We start from the raw sequence: 19,270 nt of genomic DNA on the forward strand, positions 1-19,270 counted from the left end.
AACAGACCCTCACCGACCGCGTCCGCATCCTCGGCCCCGACCACCCCAACACCCTGACCTCCCGCCACAACCTCGCCGGCGCCTACCAGACCGCGGGACGCCTCACCGACGCCACCGACCTGTACGAACAGACCCTCACCGACTGCCGGCGCGTCCTTGGTTCTGACCATCCGCTGACACGTACCGTCGCGGCGAATCTCGCCCGCTGCATCGGCGGCGAAGGAACCACCGCGGATGCGTAGGTGATCCTCTTTTATGGCTGGTAGCGGTAGCCCATGCCGGGTTCGGTGGTGAGGTGGCGGGGGCGGGAGGGGTCGGGTTCGAGCTTGCGGCGTAGGCGGTTGACGTAGAGGCGCAGGCTGGAGGTGTCGTCGCCGTGGCCGGGGCCCCAGACCTGGTCGAGCAGCGCCCGCGTGGAGATCAGCTTGCCGGGCTCTCGGACCAGAACCTCCAGCAGCCGCCACTCCGTCGGTGTCAGGCGCAGGGAGCCCGACGGCTCTGCTCCGCCGGGTGCCCCGTCCACAAGGACGGTGGCGGTTTTGGTGGTGAAGTCGATGCGGTGGTGGCCGAGGGTGATGATGGGGGCGGTTTCGGTGGGAGTGGCGCGGCGGGTGACGGCGCGGATGCGGGCGAGCAATTCCTCGATGGAGAACGGTTTGGTCACGTAGTCGTCGGCGCCGGCGTCCAGGGCGGCGATCTTGTCGGGGCCGGAGGTGCGGCCGGAGAGAACGATGATGGGGACGCGGGTCCAGCCGCGCAGGCCGCGGATGACGTCGACGCCGTCCAGGTCGGGCAGGCCGAGGTCGAGGACGACCAGGTCGGGCGGGTGGCCGGCGGCCTCGGCGAGCGCCTGGGCGCCCCCGGTGGCGGCGCGGACCTCATGGCCGCGGCTGTGCAGGTTGATCCGCAGGGCGCGTAGCAGCTGCGGTTCGTCCTCGACGAGCAGAATCCGGGTCACCCGCGTCCCCTCCGTCCCGTTTCTACCGCTGCTTCTACTGCCGCGCCGGGGTGAGCGCGTCGAGTGCTCGGTTGAGGTTCAGCACGTTCACGGCCGGTTCGCCGAGGAAGCCGAGGGCCCGGCCGGTGGTGTGCGCGGCCACCAGAGACTGGACCCGCGCCGCGGGCAGCCCTCGGGTGCGGGCGACCCGGGCGATCTGCAGATCAGCGTAGGCGGTGCTGATCTGCGGGTCGAGGCCGCTGCCGGAGGCGGTCACCGCGTCGGCGGGCACGGCGGGACGCGCCGGGGCGTCGCCGCGGACGAGCACCTGCCGGCCGGCGGCGACATCATCGCCGAGTGTGCGGCAGCTGACCGTCACCCCGTCGTAGGTGGTGAGGAACGGCTTCGCGGGGCACAGTTCGTCCACGCTGATCACCCGGGTGATCGGGCCGGTGTAGCCGGGGCCGGCGTGGTAGACGGCGAGGACCGCGCCGACGCCGCCGGCGGTGCAGTAGGGGCGGCGGCCGTCGACGCCGTCGAACGCGCCGATGTCGTGGCTGCGGGCGCAGACCTGGGTGAGCAGGCTCTGTCGGGTCTCGTCGGCGTCGCGGGTGGCCGGGTCGTCGAAGGTGTCGACGACATCCTCGGGGCCGAGGTTCGACGCCGAGGTGGACGTCGGGTCATAACCGTCGCCGGCGGCCGACGGGCGGGACTGGAAATACCGCGGGATCGGGTTGCCGTCACCGTCGGTGAACGACTGGCCGATCAGCGCCGAGCCGACCGTGCGGCCGCGGGTGTCGGTGACCAGCGAACCGTCCGCCCGGTCATGCAGACCGGGCAGCTGGGCGACCGCCAGCAGCGCCAGCGGATACGCCAGGCCACAGACGACGGTGAACACCAGCAGGATGCGCAGGGCGGCCAGGTGACTACGGGCCCAGCCGGGAAGTCGCGCGAACATGGGTCAGCCCACCCCCGGGACGAACTGGATCAGCAGGTCGATGAGTTTGATGCCGACGAACGGCGCGACGATGCCACCGAGGCCGTAGCGGGTCAGGTTCCGCGACAGCAGCGCACTGGCACTGCTCGGGACGTAACGCACCCCGCGCAACGCCAGCGGAATCAGCGCGACGATGACCAGCGCGTTGAAGATGACCGCGGACAGGATCGCCGACTCCGGTGTGGCCAGCCGCATGACGTTGAGCCGGTCCAGGCCGCCGTACACCCCGGCGAACAGCGCCGGAATGATCGCGAAGTACTTCGCCACGTCATTGGCGATGGAGAACGTGGTCAGGGCGCCGCGGGTGATGAGCAGCTGCTTGCCGATCTCGACGATCTCGATCAGCTTCGTCGGGTCGCTGTCGAGGTCGACCATGTTGCCGGCCTCCTTCGCCGCGGACGTCCCCGTGTTCATCGCGACGCCGACGTCGGCCTGGGCGAGCGCCGGGGCGTCGTTCGTGCCGTCCCCGGTCATCGCGACGAGCGTGCCGTTCGCCTGCTCGGCGCGGATGAGCGCCAGCTTGTCCTCGGGGGTGGCCTCGGCGAGGAAGTCGTCGACGCCCGCCTCCTCGGCGATGGCCTTCGCGGTCAGCGGATTGTCACCGGTGATCATGACGGTGCGGATGCCCATCCGGCGCATCTCGTCGAACCGCTCGCGCATCCCGGTCTTGACCACATCCGAGAGCTGGATGACCCCCAGCACCCGACCCTGCCCGACGCTGGACGGGCCTGAGCTGGACGGGCCTGAGCTGGACGGGCCTGAGCTGGACGGGCTGGCGGCGGTCGGGGCGTTCGGGAGTGCGTCCGAGGTCGTGATCTCGGCGACGACCAGGGGGGTGCCGCCGGCGGCGGAGACGCGGTCGACGATCTCGGCGAGCTCGTCCGGCACCGTCCCGCCGGCCGCGCGCACCCAGGCCACGACCGCGCTCGCCGCACCCTTGCGGATCTGCCGGCGCCGCCCAGAACCCTCCGACCCGGCCGGGCCGTCCGAACCCGTCAGGCCGTCCGGGCTGGTGGAGCTGTCCGGGCTGGTGAAGCCGTCCGGGCTGGTGGGGCTGTCCGGGCTGGTGGGGCTGTCCGGGCTGGGGGGGTCGTCCGGGGGGACGGGGGAGGTGATCTCGGTGAGGTCGACGCCGGACATTCTGGTCTGGGCGGTGAAGGGGACGAAGGTGGCGGTACGCAGCTCGCCGGGGGCGCGTTCACGCAGGCCGTGATGTTCCTTGGCGAACACGACGACCGAGCGGCCCTCGGGGGTCTCGTCCGCCAGGGACGACAGTTGGGCCGCATCCGCGAGCATCAGTGGGTCGATCCCGCCGACGGGCAGGAACGCCCGGGCCTGGCGGTTACCGAAGGTGATGGTGCCGGTCTTGTCGAGCAGCAGGGTGCCGACGTCGCCGGCGGCCTCGACGGCCCGGCCGCTCATCGCCAGGACGTTGCGTTGGACGAGGCGGTCCATGCCGGCGATGCCGATCGCCGAGAGCAGCGCGCCGATCGTCGTCGGGATCAGGCAGACGACCAGCGAGACCAGCACGATGCCGGTGATGCCGTGGCCGGTGAGGGTCGCCGAGTCGGGCAGGGCGGGTTGCAGGTTCCTGGTGTAGGCGGCGAGCGGCTGCAAGGTGGCGACGGCCAGCAGGAAGATCACGGTCAGCGCCGCGAGCAGGATGTTCAGTGCGATCTCGTTGGGGGTGCGGCGGCGGTCGGCGCCCTCCACCAGGGCGATCATCCGGTCGATGAAGCTCTCCCCGGGCTGCTGGGTGATCCGCACGACGATCCGGTCGGAGAGCACCCGCGTCCCGCCGGTGACCGAACTGCGGTCGCCGCCGGACTCGCGGATCACCGGCGCCGACTCGCCGGTGATCGCCGACTCGTCGACGCTGGCGATGCCCTCGACGACATCGCCGTCGCCGGGAACGTTCTCCCCCGCGACCACGACGACGAGATCACCGCGGGCCAACTGCGGTGCCGGGACGTCCGCCGTGGTGACCGTCTCGGGTGGGTCGCCGGGGGACCAGTCGGACGCGGTGAGCCGGTGGGCGACCGTGTCACCGCGGGTGCGGCGCAGCGCCGCGGCCTGGGCTTTGCCGCGTCCTTCGGCGACCGCTTCGGCGAGGTTGGCGAACACGACGGTCAGCCAGAGCCAGCCGGTGATCAGCCAGCCGAACACCGACGGGTCCGCGACGGCCAGCACGGTGGTGTACGCGGCGCCGACCTCGACGATGAACATGACCGGGTTGTGCCACAGGGTGCGCGGGTCGAGCTTGCGCAGCGCGTCGGGCAGGCCACGGGCCAGCTGACGCGGGTCGAGGACACCGCCGCCGACCCGCCGCGGGCCGCTCGGCCCCTCATGGCCCGCGGCGCCTTCGTGGCCGGCAGAGCCCTCGTGGCCGGCAGAGCCCTCGTGGCCGGCGGCGGTCAGGGTGGTACTCACGCGTGCATTCCTTCCGCGAGCGGGCCGAGGGCGAGGGCCGGGAAGAACGTCAGCGCGACGAGGATCACGGCGGTGCCGGCGAGCATGCCGGCGAACTGTGGCCGGTGGGTGGGCAGCGTTCCGGCGGTGGCCGGCAGCGGCTGCTGGCGGGCGAACGAACCGGCCATGGCGAGGACGAACAGCATCGGCAGCAGCCGGCCGAGAAGCATCGCCAGACCGAGCGCGGTGTTGTACCAGGTGGTGTTCACCGAGATCCCGGCGAACGCCGAGCCGTTGTTGTTCGCCGCCGACGTGAACGCGTACAGCACCTCGGAAAGCCCATGGGCCCCGGAGTTCAGCATCGAGGCACGTTCACCTGGAAGTCCCATGGCGATTCCGGTACCGAGCAGCGCGATGGCCGGGGTGATGAGGAAGTACATCGCGGCGAACCGGATCTCCCTCGACCCGATGCGTTTACCCAGATACTCCGGGGTGCGTCCGATCATCAGTCCGGCGACGAACACGGTGATGACGGCGAGGACCAGCATGCCGTAGAGGCCGGAACCGGTCCCGCCGGGGGCGATCTCGCCGAGCATCATGTTGAACAGCAGCGTGGCGCCGCCGAGGCTGGTGTAGGAGTCGTGGAAGGAGTTGACCGCGCCGGTCGACGTGAGGGTCGTGGCCGTGGCGAACAGCGACGAGTTCGGTACCCCGAACCGCGTTTCGGTCCCCTCGGTGGCGGCTCCGACCGCGGTCGGCACCGTGCCGTGGTGGACGGCCTGGAACGCCGCGCCGGCGGTCAGGCTGCCGATCGCGAGCACCGCCATCACCGAGACGATCACGAGGCCCTGGCGACGGTCGCCGACCATCCGGCCGAAGGTGCGCGGCAGGGAGAAGGGGAGCACGAGCAGCAGGTAGATCTCGAACAGGTTCGTCCACGAGGTGGGGTTCTCGAAGGGATGCGCGGAGTTGACGTTGTAGAAGCCGCCGCCGTTGGTGCCGAGCTCCTTGATCGCCTCCTGGCTGGCGACCGGCCCGCCGGTGATCGCCTGATGGCCGCCGGTGAGGGTGTCGACGAGCCGGACGCCGTGCAGGTTCTGGATCGCCCCGCCGGCGATGAGCACCAGGGCCGCGAGCACACCGATCGGCAGCAGCAGCCGGATGACCGTGCGGGTCAGGTCGACCCAGAAGTTCCCGAGCTCCTCGCCGGCGTCCAGCGCGTTGTCGCGGCTGCCGGCGCCGGGCGCGACCGGCGCACGGCGATGGGCCAGGCCGCGCACGACCGCGATCGCCACCGAGATGCCGACCGCCGCGGACACGAAGTTCTGCACCGCCAGGCCCGCCATCTGCACCAGATGGCCCATCGTCGACTCGCCCGAGTACGCCTGCCAGTTCGTGTTCGTCATGAAGCTGACCGCGGTGTTCCACGCCAACGGCGGCGCCACACCAGCGAAACCGAGACTGCCCGGCAGATGTGCCTGAACCCGCTCCAACAGATACAGCAGCAGCACGCTGACCAGTGAGAACGCCAGCACGCTGCGGGCGTACACCCCCCAGCGCTGCCCCGCGTCCGGGTTGACCCCGGTCAGCCGGTAGATGACCCGTTCGACGCGCAGATGCCGCCGATCGGTGTACACCCGGTACATGTGGTCGCCCAGCGGGCGGTAGCCCGCGCACAGCAGCGCGACCAGCAGTGCGACGGCGAGCACTCCGGCGACGTTCGTCGACATCAGAACCGTTCCGGAAAAACCAGTGCGGCCAGCACGAATATTCCCAGCCCGATCGACAGCACCAGGCCGGCTATGTTCTCCGCGTTCACAGTTTTTCCACTCCGCGACAGACAAGCGCCAGCAGCGCGAAACATCCCAGCGTCAGCAGGACGTATATGACGTCTTGCATCCTTCGCCTCCTCCACCCCGACGTACCGCCCTGGTACAGAGCCCACGACCAGCGATCCCAGTAAAGCGCCAGGAAAGTCGGAAAAGAAGCCCTGTCACAGGCTTATAACAGCCACCCCGGGTATTCTCACGCGCCGCTAACATCGAATGGAGAGGCCGACCACTACGGCGGTTCCGCTGGTTCCCACGCAGCCCGGACAGGTGCAGGATGGGCGGTGTGGGACGGGGAACTCTGCGGATCTACCTGGGCGCCGCACCCGGGGTCGGAAAAACCTATGCCGCCCTCGACGAGGCCCGTCGGCGCCTCGACCGGGGCACCGACGTCGTCATCGGCCTGGTCGAGACGCATGGCCGCCGGCACACCGCCGCCATGGTCGACGCGGCCGTGCTCGCGGGGATGGCGGTGGTTCCGCGCCGGTCCGTCGAGCACCGCGGCGCGTCGTTCACCGAGCTCGATCTCGACGCGGTGCTGGCCCGCGCGCCGAAGGTCGCCGTCGTCGACGAGCTCGCGCACACCAACGTCCCGGGCAGCCGCAACGACAAACGGTGGCAGGACGTCCAGGAGCTGCTCGCCGCCGGCATCGACGTCATCTCCACGGTGAACGTCCAGCACCTGGAGTCCCTCAACGACGTCGTCGAGACGATCACCGGGGTGGCGCAGCGCGAGACCGTGCCCGACGAGGTGGTGCGCCAGGCCGACCAGGTGGAACTGGTCGACATGGCCCCCGAGGCGCTGCGCCGGCGGATGGCGCACGGCAACATCTACACCGCCGAGCGGGTCGACGCGGCGCTGGCGAACTACTTCCGCCCCGGCAACCTCACCGCGCTGCGCGAACTCGCCCTGCTCTGGCTCGCCGGCAAGGTCGACGACCAGCTTGACCGTTACCGCGCCGAGCATCGCATCGCCGGTGTGTGGGAGACCCGGGAGCGGGTCGTCGTGGCGCTCACCGGCGGCCCCGAAGGCGACACGCTGATCCGCCGCGCGGCCAGGATCGCCGCCCGGGCCAGGGGCGCGGACCTGCTCGCCGTCCACGTCGCCCGCTCCGACGGGCTCACCGGCGCTGACCCTGGCGCGCTCGGCGGCCAGCGCCGGCTCGTCGAGAGCCTCGGCGGCACCTTCCACCAGGTCGTCGGCGAGGACGTGCCCGTCGCGCTGCTCGACTTCGCCCGGGCGTCCAACGCCACCCAGCTCGTCCTCGGGGCGAGCCGCCGCAGCCGCCTCGCCCGCATCCTGCATCCCGGCATCGGGGTGACCACGACGAACCTGTCCGGCCCGATCGACGTCCACATGGTCACCCACTCGGAGGTCGGCGGCACCGGCTTCCGGCTTCCCCGGGCCCGCCGCGGCCTGGACCCACGCCGCCGGCTCCTCGCCATGGTGCTGACAGTCGCGTTGCTGCCGGCGCTGACGGCGCTGCTCGTCCAGGGCCGGGACAGCGTCGACCTGTCCCTCGACATCCTCGGCTATCTGATCATCGTGGTGGCGATGTCGATCGTCGGCGGGTTCCTGCCGGCACTGCTGTGCGCGCTGGCCAGCGGGCTGCTGTTGAACTACTACTTCGTGCCGCCGCTGCACCGGTGGACCATCGCCGACGGCAACGACGCCCTCGCCATCGCCGGCTTCGTCCTGGTCGCTGCCATGGTCAGCCGGGTCGTCGACACCTCCGCCCACCGCTACGCCCAGGCCGTGCGCGCCTCCGCCGAGGCCGCGACCCTCTCCGTGCTCGCCGGCAGTGTCCTACGCGGCGAGGATGCCCTGCCCGCCCTGCTCGAACGCGCCCGCGAGACCTTCGCCATGACCTCCGCGACCCTGCTCGAACGTCTCCCCACCGACACCCCCGACCGGGACGGCTGGCGGACGGTGCTGTCAGTGGGACCGGACGCGTGCACCCGCCCGGGGCAGGGCGCGGTGGACGTCCCGATCGGCGATGATCTGGCGCTGGTGCTCACCGGCCGGCCGCTACCCGCCTCCGACCGGCGCATCCTCACCGCGTTCGCCGCCCAGGCCGCCGTCGCCCTCGAACGGCGCCGCCTCGCCGAAGCCGCGGCCCAGGCCGCCCCGATCGCCGAGGCCGACCGGGTCCGCACCGCCCTGCTCGCCGCCGTCAGCCATGATCTACGCACCCCGCTGGCCGCGGCGAAGGCGTCCGTCACCGGCCTGCGCGGCGGCAGTGACCTGCTGGCACCGGATGAACGCGACGAACTGCTCGCCACCGCGGACGAGTCACTCGACCGCCTCACCCGCCTGGTCGAGAACCTGCTGGACCTCTCCCGCCTGCAGGCCGGGGCGCTCAGCGTCTTCCCCCGCCCGATCGGACTGGACGACGTCATCCCGCACGCCCTGGCCGAACTCGGACCCCCCGCCCGGGCCATCCCCATCCGTCTGCCGGACGACCTGCCCACCGTGGACGCCGACCCCGCCCTGCTGGAACGGGTCCTGGTGAACCTGGCCGCCAACGCCCTGCGCCACTCCCCCGAAGGCCGCCCGCCGACCATCACCGCCAGCCACCTCGCCGGCCGCGTCGAACTCCGCGTGGTCGATCACGGCCCCGGCATCCCCGCCGACGCCCGCGAGCAGGTCTTCCGCCCGTTCCAACGCCTCGGCGACCGCGACAACACCACCGGTGTCGGTCTGGGCCTGGCCCTGGCCCGCGGCCTCACCGAAGCCATGCACGGCACCCTCACCCCCGAGGACACCCCCGCCGGCGGCCTCACCATGGTCATCAGCCTCCCGGCGTCCGCACCACCACAGCCGTTCGACAATCTGGACTGACCTCGACACACGCTCACGGCCGACCCCGCCGACCTGTGGACGGGCGCGGCAGCGCCCTTCATCGACCCCAATGCGAAACTCCAGGTCGGGTGCCGTGACCGGGTGTAGCGACGTGGCCCGTGGGGGTTTGTTGGGTGGCCAGGGTGGGTACAGCCACCTATTCTTGGTTTCCAATGACTGTTGTCACGGATACCCTCACGTCCCCCCGTTCCCTGACGCCCTCCGTTCCGCGGGGCCGGCAGCGGCATGTGCCGACGTCCGCGGCGCCGCTGATCGTCCGCACGCCGCAGCACCTCGCCGGGCTGGTCACGGCGTTCGCGGTCCTGGCCGTCACTGTCTACTGGGCCAACGATGTGCTCGTCCGGTTGGTGGATCATCCGATCGAGTCGTGGGTCATCGACCAGCGCACGCCGACGATGGATCACATCGTCCGGCGGATCTCGTTCCTCGGCAGTTCGCAGGTGGTCTACACCCTCGGGCCGCTGCTCGGGCTCATCGCCCTGGCCCGGTGCCGGGTGGCGGGCGCGACGATCCTCGCGGTCACGGCGCTGCGGCCACTGGTCGAGTTCACCGGCAAGCTGGTCGTCGGGCGGCCCCGGCCGAACATCGACCGGATGGTCAACGGCGTCGGCTACTCGTTCCCGTGCGGGCATGTGATGGCCGCGGCGGCGCTGTGGGGCATGGTTCCGCTGGTCGTCTCGCTGTACGTGTCGTCCCGGCGGGTCTGGCGGATCTGCGCCATCGCCTCGGTCGCGATGATCGTGGCGATCGGTTCGACCCGGGTGTACCTCGGCGTGCACTGGCCCAGCGACGTCGTCGCCGGGGTGCTCGCCGACCTGGTACTGCTCACCGTGCTGGACCGCGCGTTCCACCGCATACATGACCGGCGTCACTGCCGGATATCTCATTCTTAACACGATCTGAACAGCACACCGCTGGGTATCGTCGCCTTCGTCCGGACCCGTCGTTTCTGGGGGCGAGATGCCAGATCAGAACGCCACCACCCTGGTCCCGGGGACGCCGAACGACGCCACCGGCGGCGTCGCGAACGGCGCCACCGGCGGGTCGGACGAGGCCGAATCCCCCGGCGACCAGCTGGTCGTGCGCCTCTCGGAGGCGGCGGCGAGTGACGTGGCGCTGGTCGGGGCGAAGGCCGCCAACCTCGCGGTGGCCGCCCGCGCCGGGCTGCCGATCATCCCCGGGTTCGTCGTCACCACCCTCGCGACCGACCCGGGCCGTCCCGGCGGGCTGCCGGCGACCGACGGCGGCGGCGTGCTGTACGACCGCTGGCGGGAGCTGACCGACGGCGGTGAGCGGCCGCTCGCGGTGCGGTCGTCGTCGGTGGCGGAGGACTCGGCGTCCTCGTCCTACGCCGGTCAGTTCCTCTCGGTTCTGCATGTCACCGGCTGGGCGGCGTTCGTCGACGCCGTCGGCAGGGTTGTGGCATCCGCGGCGGAGGTCGGCGGCTCGCAGGAGCCGATGCCGATCGCGGTGCTGGTGCAGCCGATGGCGCAGGCGCGCCTCGGCGGGGTGATGTTCGGGCTGGACCCGCTGACCGGAAATCCCAAGCGGATCCTGGTGTCGATGACCGACGGGCTGCCCGAGGCCATCGTCAGCGGCCAGGTCACCGGCACGACGGTCCTGCTGAGCCGCCGCGGCCGGCTGACCTCGGTGGACGGCGCGATCCCGGCCACGGTGCACGCCCACCAGCGCCGCCAGCTCGCCCGCCTCGCCCGGCGCACGGCGAAGGTGTTCGGCGCCCCGCAGGACATGGAATGGCTGATCGAACCGAACGGCGTGCTGCGGCTGCTGCAGAGCCGACCGATCACCGCCGCGGTGCCGGTCGCGCACGGCCGGGTCTTCGGGCCGGGTCCGGTCGCCGAGACGTTCCCCGAACCGCTGTCGCGCCTCGAACTCGACCTGTGGCTGGCGCCGCTGGAGGACGGGATCCGCGAGGCACTGCGGCTGTCCGGTGCGGCCGGTGGGGCGGCGCTGCGCCGCCGGTTCGTCATCGACGTGCAGGGACGGGTCGCCGTCGACCTCGAAGCCCTCGGCGTGATCAAGTCGAAGCGGTGGTGGAGTCCGATCGACCCGCGGCCGGGATTTCGCCGGTTGCGCGCGGCCTGGCGGCTCGGGCGGCTACGCGCGGCGTTCCCCGCGATCGTCGCGGACCTCGCCGAGGAGATCGACGCCGACCTGCGTGCCGTCCCCGACCTCGCCACCCTGGCCGACGCCCAGCTGCACCTGTTGTTCATCAACGCGGCCATCACCCTGCGCGGCATCCACGCCCACGAGGTCCTCGCCGGCTTCTTCCTGGACGCCCGGGCCAGCGCCACCACCGGTGCCGCCGTGGCCCTGGCCGCCGTCTCGCACGCCCGCGACGACGACCTGACCGACGTGGAGATCATCGCCCGCCACCCCGAGGCGCTGGCGCTGATCCCACCGTCCATCGGCGTACCGGCACCGCTGCCGGCCACCCCCGCCTATGTTCGGGCGCCCAGCGGCATCGGCGACGACCCGATCGCCGTGGCCCGGGAGGCCATGCGGCTACGGGCCCGCTGGCTGCACGAGGTGACCGCCCGCGCCGCGATGGAACTCGGCCGACGTCTCGTGCGCCACGGCCAGCTGCACCATCCCTCCGACGTCCGCCATCTCACCCTCACCCAGCTGCGCGACCTGACGGCATCCCACGCGATCGCCGCCGGCGCATCCGGCGGGACGGCGGGGACGGGCTCGTCGGGTGCGACCCTGCCCGCGGCGTTCCGGCTCTCCTCCGATGGCCAGGTCGTGGCGACCCGGGCGGCGGCCGGTGCGACCCAGGGTGTCAGCCCCGGACGTGCCCGCGGTCTGGTCACCCACGATCCCGCGGCCTCCGCCGGACGGGTCCTCGTCGTGGAGACCCTCGACCCGGCGCTCGCCGGCGCGCTGCCCGACCTCGCGGCGCTTGTCTCCGTCACCGGTAGTCCTCTGAGTCACCTCGCGATCCTCGCCCGCGAGAACGGCATCCCCGCCGTCATCGGCGTTCCCGACGCCAGAGCCTCCTTCCCCGACGGTGACGAGGTCCTGGTCGACGGCAGCACCGGCGAGATCACCCATCTCAACGGGGACGGGGACGGCGAGAACCGCGGCGGGGGCACGACCGCCGCGTCGACGGATCACAGTGAGGCGGTGGGCGGATGAGACGGGGCCTGGTTACCGGAATCGGCGCGATCACGCTGCTCGGCGCCGGTGCGTACTTCTTCGTCTACCTGTACCGGTGGGAGTGGAACCGGGCTCTGATCAGCGGTGGAATCTTCATCGCCGTCGAGATGATGCTGATCGCGGTCACCCTGTTGAACCGGATCAGCCGGCTCACCTCCCAGGTGAACAGCGATTCCGACCGACGCCACCGCATCGAGACGCGGTTGCGTGAAGCGCCCGCTCCCCGCAGCGCCGTGTTCGACTGGATGCGCGCGGACGGATCGTCCGCGCCGGTGTTCATCCCGATCCTGATGGGCGCGGGCCTGCTGCTGTCCGGACTCGCCTGGGTGGTCGAACGTCTCGCCCGCGCCACCGCCGGTGGCACCGCCGATGCCGGCGTGGCCGCGACCATGGCCCGGCTGGGCCCCCCGCCCGGTGGTCTGCTCGACACCTCCCTCGACCCCCTGCGCCTGCTCCGCCAGCCCTCGAGCCCCCGATGACCGCGACGGCAACAGCCACGGCGGGACGGCCATGACCGCCGGACGGTCGGTGATCGTGCTGGTCGTCGCGGCGGTAGCCGTCCTGTTCGGTGTGCAGCTTCTGCAGGAGGCGACCGAGTACCACGGCGGCGCCGGTCAGCACGACCGCACCACGGTCGTCTTCACCGTCAGCGAACGCGGCAACCGGCACGGCGACACCTTCGCCGCCGGCGCCCTGTGGCACACCTGCATCGCCACCATCGGCTGGGACGACCAGGAGGACCCCGCCCCCCAGGACAACCGCCCTCCCCGCACCTACCAGGCGGTCCTGCACCCGTCGCTGCCCGCGGACACCCGCCGCCGCCTGCGCGGCTGCCTCGAGGATCTGGTCCTCAGCCACATCCAGGGCACGGTCATCAGCATGGACTCCGGGCCCGCCTGACCAGCCCCTGCCGACCGCCACACCCACACGTCCACGCCTGCGGACCCGACGGAGCCGCGCCCTGTCATGCAGGTGAACGCCGGTCACGCCCTTCCCGCACGTCGGCGACCGGAGCACCGGGCCACGGTCGGATGCCGAGGGTTGAACGGTCGCATGCCGAGGGTTGTCAGGTATACGGAGGCCGTAACTTCCCAACAACCCTCGGCATCCCATGATCTCGACCGCGATCCGCGGGCTACCGGAACCGCGGAGGCCAGAACCGCGGCGGCGCTACTTGGCCGCGACCGGCTGCTCGATGGGTGGGGACGCCGACCGGCCATCGGCGAAGGCCTCGCCGCCCGAGGCATCCGAGGCGTCCGACGTGATGCTGGCGGATGGACCGCCGCTGGAGGACGGGCCGCCGCCGCTGGCGGCGGGGGCGGTGACGGGTCGGCCGGGGAGGAAGAGGCTGGCGATCAGGCCGACGACGGTCAGCGCGACGATCCACCAGAAGGTGACGCCGAACGCCTCGCCGACCTGGTCCGCGATCGGCCCGGGCAGTTTCACCCCGGCGGACTCGGCGAGCGCCGCCCCCCCGGCCGCACCCGGCACCCGGTGGGCGATGGCGTGCTGCAGCTCGACGGCGACGAGCGCGGTGGCCAACGACCCGCCGACCCGCTGCACGATGTTCAGCGTGGTGGTCGCCCGCGGCACCGCCGACGGTTCGAGAGTGGCGTAGGCGGCGGCCATCGCGGGCATCATCGTCGCGCCGAACCCGAGGCCGCGCACGAACAGCGCACTGGTCAGCAGGGCGATGTTGGTGTGCCCGTCGACCTGGGTGAACGCCACCGTGCCGAGCAGCGACAGGGCCATACCGACGGGGACGACCGCCCGCGGGCCGCGCCGGTCGGCGACCCGCCCCGAGATCGCCATGGCGATCATGGCACCCAGGCCCTGCGGGGCCAGCAGCAGGCCGGCGGCGCTGGCGCTCTCCCCACGGGCGACCTGCCAGTACAGCGGGAGCAGGAACAACGCGCCGAACAGCAGGGCGCCGATGACGAACGTGGCGATGCTCGCGACGGTGAACGTGCGGTTGCGGAACAGTCGCAGGTCGAGCAGGGCGTTGTCGTGGCGCAGGGCATGCACGACGAAGCCGACCAGCAGCACCAGCCCGACAGCGATGCTGACCTGCACCTTGGCCGCGCCGAAGCCGCCACCGTTACCCGCTTCGGACAGGCCGTAGACGAGCGCGGCCAGCCCCGGTGAGATGAGCGCGAGGCCCGGCACGTCCAGCCGGTGGCTCGCGGAACCGCGGTCGCCGCGCGGCAGCACCCGCCAGGCCAGGAACAACGCGACCGCACCGATCGGCACGTTCACGTAGAAGATCCAGCGCCAGCTCAGGTGATCGACGATCAGACCGCCGACGACCGGCCCGAGCACGGGTGCGATCAGCGTCGGCACACCGACGATGCTCATCACCCTGTTCATCCGCTTCGGGCCGGCCGCCTGGGCGAGCAGCGTCATACAGATCGGCATGATCATGCCACCGCCGATGCCCTGCAGGATCCGGAAGGCGATCAGGGCCTGGGCCGACCAGGCCACCCCGCACAGGACGCTGCCGAGCACGAACAGCGACAGCGAGATGTTCCACATCCGCACCGCACCGAAGCGCTGCACCGACCAGCCGGCCAGCGGGATCACGACGGCCAGGGCCAGCAGGTAGCCGGTGGTGACCCAGGAGATGGTGGACAGCGAGGTGTCGAACTCGTTGCCAAGCGCATGGATGGCCACCGACACGATCGTCGTGTCGAGAATGACCATGATCGCGCCGAGCATGACGGTGGCGGCCAGGCGGATCAGCGCCGGATCGAGCTTGGCGTCATCGGTGGTTCCAGGGTCGGACGGCGCAGTGGGTCGTAGTGCGGCGGCCTGGGGTGCGGTGGCTCGCGGCTCGGGCGCCGGTGGCTCGCTGGCCGGTGGCGAGGCCGCGTTCGGCTGGTCGGACACGTGGATCTCCCTGGCGAGAGGGGTGGCTGCCGAGCAGGGGCAGGCGGGACAACCAGGACAACTGGGGCACCGTGGCGCCGCTCCAGCATCAGGCATTCATTGAGTTGAGTCAAATATATTGTGTCTTCAATAGTATGAGCAGGTGATGTACCGTACGATCAGGTCCTGAGCCAGGCGCGCCCGGGGTCGCCTACGAGGGAGTCCGCACCGTGACAAGCCAGCACGCCGCCGTCGTGGCCAGCTCGGCCGTCCCGGCCAGCACCCAGGTGGCCCGCGAGGCGTGGCGGGCGATGTTGGCAATGACCTTCAGCGGTGAGGCGCCCAGCCGCATGAGCCTCGTCTGCCAGGAACTCGACCTCACCCCGGCGGCCCTGAAACTTCTGCTGGTGCTCTCGAACGGCCCACGCCCGATGCGTGCGCTGGTCGAGAGCTTCCGCCACGACCCGAGTTACCTGACCAGCGTCGTCGACCTGCTGGAGCGCCGCGGCGTCGCCCGCCGCGAGCCGCACCCCACCGACCGGCGCGCCAAGACCGTCACCCTCACCGACGAGGGCCAGCACGTGCTCGCCCGGGCGCAGGAGCTCCTGTCCGTCCCGCCCGCCTCCCTGCAACGGCTTTCCCCCGACGAGCAGTCCCAGCTCCTGCACCTGCTGCTACGCGTCGTCGACGGCGAACCCGGCATCCCGCAGGCCCTGCGCCCCCACCCCGTCGACGTCGAAGCCGACGCCGACGCCGACCCGCCGGTACTCACCCAGCGCTGAGCGTCCGGCCCGCACCCGCCCGTCCACCCGCGCCCCGACCCACGAGGCCGACGCCAGCCCACCCGGCCATCCCTGGCTCCCGGTAGCGGCTTTCTGCGCCTCTCGTCCACTGTTCGGATGGGTGACCGCTACCCGGGTCGCCCCACCCAGGGTCGCGGCCATGATTGTTTTGCCGCCGACAACGACTCCGATCCCCCACCCGCACCCCCGCCGCCACCACGCGCCGCAACAAGCCCCAGGGCAAGATCCGCCCACACGGGTCGCCGTGGGGGCATATCGGACACGAACACCCCCACGACAACCCCTGTGCATCCTGCACATCCGCAACCCTTGGCAGCAGCGTCACAGACCGTAGTCACGGTCGAGGGTCGGCACCGTGGTACCCGAAGAAGCCAGCAGGGTCGAGTCGGGCCCGCATCGGGAGGCGAACCGGAGTCAGACCCGGCCGGGTGACGGAATGCGATCGCGACAGTCCGTCCGTTCCATCCCGACGGAATCGGATGAATACGTCGAGCCAGGACGGCAGGGTTGGGAAGCCAGGAGCGGGATCGGGCCGGCCCGGATGCGGTGGAGGAGCTGGGGTGCGGTGGAGGAGCTGGGGTGCGGTGGAGGAGCTGGGGTGCGGTGGAGGAACTGGAAGGAAGCGGGAGACAGAGACGGGACGGGGGACGGGCAGCGGAAGCGAGAGGCCTGATCGGGGATCCGGAGCGGGGACGGGAGGTCGGAAAAGATGTGGATCAGGGGGGTCGCTCGCCTTGAGCGAGATGAGACAAACATGCAATAGTGTTCCGCTGTAAGCCAGGGGCACCGATGCGGCTGATATCCGCCATGGTCACGGGCCGGCCAGCGTTGGTCAGAGGCCGGCCAGGGACCGGCCAGGGAGCAGCCAGGGGCAGGCCGGCGGTCGGGTCAGGCCGAACGGTCAGCGGTGCTCCTGTGCCGAGGTGGTGGTGGGTCGCCCACCGGCGCCTGCCACGCGCTCACGAGGGGACAGGTTCAGATGGCACCGAAGGACATCGGGGCGCTCACCGGCGCGGACGAGTCTCTCAACCACCAGATCGTGGACACCTTCGCCACCGTCGCCGAGTCCGATCTGGCCTGGACGGAGAAGATCTGGGGCTCTCTCGCGAGCACGGACGGGTCCCTTCAGGTCGACTTCGGGCTGGGCAAGTACCGCAACCGGGGTGTCATCGACGGGTTCGCCGGGGTGTCGCGGGGGCGTGAGCAGTGGACGGTCCGGGGCAGCCGGGAGCTGCGTTCCGCGCCGGACGAGACGACCGTCGGGCCGATCGAGTACGAGGTCCTCGACTCGCTGAAGCAGGTGCGGTTCCGGCTGGCGCCCAACGACGTGCAGCCCATCTCGTTCGACCTGGTCCTCACGGGTGTGACCCCACCGTTCTTCGAGGACCGCAACCTGGTCCGCAATCGCAACTCGGGGCGCCTCGACATCAACGTCGTGCGTTATCACCAGGGTGGGCATGTTCGCGGTTCGGTGACGGTGGACGGGGAGACCGTCGAGATCGATGACGACTCGTGGTTCGGGTTCCGGGATCATTCGTGGGGTATCCGGCAGTCCGTCGGTGTGCAGCCCAGCGACCTCATCCAGAACGCGGCCGCGCAGCCGGGCGCGACGGCGGGCCATGCGGCGGACCGCAGCGGGATGAAGTGGACGCCGGCCTTCCTGCGCCGTCCGGACGGCAGCTACTACGAGATGGCGGTCTTCGTGGCCCAGGGGGCGTGGGGATACGCGTCGGCCTATGTGAACGAGGCCAGCGGCGCCCAGACCCGGATCCGGGATGCCGAGGTGCACATCAGCTACGACCCGCGGACCAGGTTCGTGCGGGGCGGCGAGCTGCACCTCGTCACGGAGGCGGGTGACAGGCGGGTCATCGAGGTCGAGGCGCTCGGTGAGTCCGGTTTCTTCCTGAAGACCGGCGGCTACGGGTCCTGGGGCAGCCACATCCACGGCTCCTGGATGGGCCCACTGCACCTCGAAGGCGACTACATCGACGACTGCTGGTTCGGCAAGCACGCGCGTGAGCTCGGGCAGCTGCGTGACACACCGATCCGGGTCCGTGAAGGGGACGCAGTGGGGTACGGAATCATGGAAAGCATCGTCCACGGTGTCTGGCCGGAACTCGGTCTGACCGCGGAGACCGACTACCGCGCGTCCTACTCGGCATGACCACCGTCGCCGCCGACCGGCGGACCAACATCAACGTGCTGGATCCCGAGTTCTACGTGGATCCGTGGGAGTCCTACCGCTGGCTGCGTGACGAGGCGCCGGTGTTCTGGGATTCGGTGCAGCGGCTCTGGGTGTTCTCCCGTTTCGCCGACGTGATGGCCGCGGAGAAGAACGACGTCCTGTATTCGTCGTTCAACGGCTCGCGGCCGCATATCGACCAGCGCCTCGACGAGTCCATGATCAACCTGGATGAGCCGGAGCATCACGCGGCGCGGGTCCTGGTCGCGCCGCAGTTCGCGCCGCGGGCGATGCGCAACCACGAGCAGCAGGTCCGCGACGTGGTCACCGAGATCCTCGACGCGGTGACGCCGCTGGGTGAGTGCGAGGCGATCGAGGCGATCGCGTCCCGACTGCCGGCCATCATGATCGGCGACCTGTTGGGCTACCCGCGCTCGGACTGGGAGAAGGTCCGGCTCTGGTCGGAGCAGATCATGCTGCTGGCGGGGCAGACCTCGCCGACCGGGCCGCCGCACACCGCCCATCCGGAGATCCCGGGGCTCCTGCGCGACTTCAGCGAGGCGACCACCGAGCTGATCAACCAGCGCCGGGTCGAGCCGAAGGACGACCTGCTCTCGCTGTGGGCCCACCGGCAGGGCTGGACCACCAAGCGGGTGCTGGAGGAGACGCTGCTGCTGCTCGACGGCGGCGCCGAGACGACCCGGACCGTCATCGGCTCGATGATCCGCGAGCTGGCGCTGAACCCGGCGCAGCGCGATCTGCTGCGGGCCAGGCCCGAACTGCTCTCGTCCAAGGCGACCGAGGAGTTCATCCGCTGGGTGTCGCCGGTGCTGAACATGAGCCGCACCGCCACCGAGGACCACGAGCTGCACGGCCAGCAGATCAGGGCCGGCGACGAGATCCTGCTGCTCTACCCGGCGGCGAACCGCGACCCGCGGGCGTTCACCGACCCCGACACCCTGGACGTCTCCCGCACCTCGCTGCGGCATCTGGCGTTCGGGTTCGGCACCCACGTCTGCCTGGGGGCGAACCTCGCCCGGCTGGAGATCCGGGTGATGTTCGAGGAGCTGCTGCGCCGCATCCCGGAGTGGGAGCTCGTCGACCCGACCGAGCCGAAGATCATGCCGGCGACGTTCGCCCGCGCCTATGACCGCATCCGCATCCGTTTCACCCCGAGCTGACCGGTTCGTGTCCACCACCATCGG

Annotated in this window: 15 protein-coding genes; 9 read left to right on the forward strand and 6 right to left on the reverse strand. The window is 71.1% G+C overall.

Annotated features, from left to right (window positions below):
- On the forward strand, window positions 1-242 hold a 242-nt coding region (locus MXD59_RS14995), incomplete at its 5' end, for a tetratricopeptide repeat protein (RefSeq protein ID WP_248825356.1).
- 11 nt (window positions 243-253) lie between these two features.
- On the opposite strand, the gene MXD59_RS15000 is transcribed toward MXD59_RS14995, so the two are convergent.
- The 5 genes from MXD59_RS15000 to MXD59_RS15020 are packed head-to-tail and all read right to left on the reverse strand — an operon-like array spanning window position 254 to window position 6,162.
- Window positions 254-958, reverse strand: a complete 705-nt coding sequence (locus MXD59_RS15000) for a response regulator (protein WP_248825357.1) — start codon at window positions 956-958, stop codon at window positions 254-256.
- A 34-nt stretch (window positions 959-992) separates the two neighbouring features.
- Window positions 993-1,895: a potassium-transporting ATPase subunit C gene (locus tag MXD59_RS15005; RefSeq protein ID WP_248825358.1), complete on the reverse strand. Its 903-nt coding sequence runs from the start codon at window positions 1,893-1,895 to the stop codon at window positions 993-995.
- 3 nt (window positions 1,896-1,898) lie between these two features.
- On the reverse strand, window positions 1,899-4,364 hold the full coding sequence (gene kdpB, locus MXD59_RS15010; RefSeq protein ID WP_372512088.1) for a potassium-transporting ATPase subunit KdpB: 2,466 nt from the start codon (window positions 4,362-4,364) through the stop codon (window positions 1,899-1,901).
- Complete coding sequence (kdpA, locus tag MXD59_RS15015; protein ID WP_248825359.1) at window positions 4,361-6,073, reverse strand: potassium-transporting ATPase subunit KdpA; 1,713 nt, start codon at window positions 6,071-6,073, stop codon at window positions 4,361-4,363. The genes kdpB and kdpA overlap by 4 nt, the downstream gene beginning before the upstream one ends.
- Entirely contained in the window at window positions 6,073-6,162 is a 90-nt protein-coding gene (locus MXD59_RS15020; RefSeq protein ID WP_163549796.1) for a potassium-transporting ATPase subunit F, read from the reverse strand. Before MXD59_RS15020 ends, kdpA begins: the two co-directional genes overlap by 1 nt.
- 287 nt (window positions 6,163-6,449) lie before the next feature.
- Between MXD59_RS15020 and MXD59_RS15025 the strand changes: the two genes are divergently transcribed.
- The 5 genes from MXD59_RS15025 to MXD59_RS15045 all read left to right on the forward strand — a co-directional run bounded on the left by MXD59_RS15025 (window position 6,450) and on the right by MXD59_RS15045 (window position 13,115).
- Window positions 6,450-9,014, forward strand: a complete 2,565-nt coding sequence (locus tag MXD59_RS15025; RefSeq protein ID WP_248825360.1) for a sensor histidine kinase — start codon at window positions 6,450-6,452, stop codon at window positions 9,012-9,014.
- A gap of 248 nt (window positions 9,015-9,262) precedes the next feature.
- Complete coding sequence (locus MXD59_RS15030) at window positions 9,263-9,928, forward strand: phosphatase PAP2 family protein (protein WP_248825361.1); 666 nt, start codon at window positions 9,263-9,265, stop codon at window positions 9,926-9,928.
- 67 nt (window positions 9,929-9,995) lie between these two features.
- A complete protein-coding gene (locus MXD59_RS15035) occupies window positions 9,996-12,194 on the forward strand; it encodes a PEP/pyruvate-binding domain-containing protein (protein ID WP_248825362.1) in 2,199 nt (732 codons plus the stop codon).
- Complete coding sequence (locus MXD59_RS15040; RefSeq protein ID WP_248813605.1) at window positions 12,191-12,694, forward strand: hypothetical protein; 504 nt, start codon at window positions 12,191-12,193, stop codon at window positions 12,692-12,694. The genes MXD59_RS15035 and MXD59_RS15040 overlap by 4 nt, the downstream gene beginning before the upstream one ends.
- A gap of 31 nt (window positions 12,695-12,725) precedes the next feature.
- Window positions 12,726-13,115 (forward strand): hypothetical protein, encoded by a 390-nt coding sequence (locus tag MXD59_RS15045; RefSeq protein ID WP_248825363.1) that lies wholly within the window; start codon window positions 12,726-12,728, stop codon window positions 13,113-13,115.
- 270 nt (window positions 13,116-13,385) lie between these two features.
- Here MXD59_RS15045 and MXD59_RS15050 read toward each other — a convergent pair whose 3' ends face one another.
- Window positions 13,386-15,101 (reverse strand): DHA2 family efflux MFS transporter permease subunit, encoded by a 1,716-nt coding sequence (locus MXD59_RS15050; RefSeq protein WP_248825364.1) that lies wholly within the window; start codon window positions 15,099-15,101, stop codon window positions 13,386-13,388.
- Window positions 15,102-15,310: 209 nt separating this feature from the next.
- Between MXD59_RS15050 and MXD59_RS15055 the strand changes: the two genes are divergently transcribed.
- The 3 genes from MXD59_RS15055 to MXD59_RS15065 all read left to right on the forward strand — a co-directional run bounded on the left by MXD59_RS15055 (window position 15,311) and on the right by MXD59_RS15065 (window position 19,246).
- Entirely contained in the window at window positions 15,311-15,862 is a 552-nt protein-coding gene (locus tag MXD59_RS15055; protein ID WP_308301714.1) for a MarR family winged helix-turn-helix transcriptional regulator, read from the forward strand.
- A 1,000-nt stretch (window positions 15,863-16,862) separates the two neighbouring features.
- Entirely contained in the window at window positions 16,863-18,047 is a 1,185-nt protein-coding gene (locus MXD59_RS15060) for an Rv3169 family protein (protein ID WP_248825365.1), read from the forward strand.
- On the forward strand, window positions 18,044-19,246 hold the full coding sequence (locus MXD59_RS15065) for a cytochrome P450 (protein ID WP_248825366.1): 1,203 nt from the start codon (window positions 18,044-18,046) through the stop codon (window positions 19,244-19,246). Before MXD59_RS15060 ends, MXD59_RS15065 begins: the two co-directional genes overlap by 4 nt.
- Window positions 19,247-19,270: the final 24 nt, after the last annotated feature.

The sequence above is a fragment of the Frankia umida genome (assembly GCF_023242945.1).
Taxonomy (GTDB): Bacteria; Actinomycetota; Actinomycetes; order Frankiales; family Frankiaceae; genus Frankia; species Frankia umida.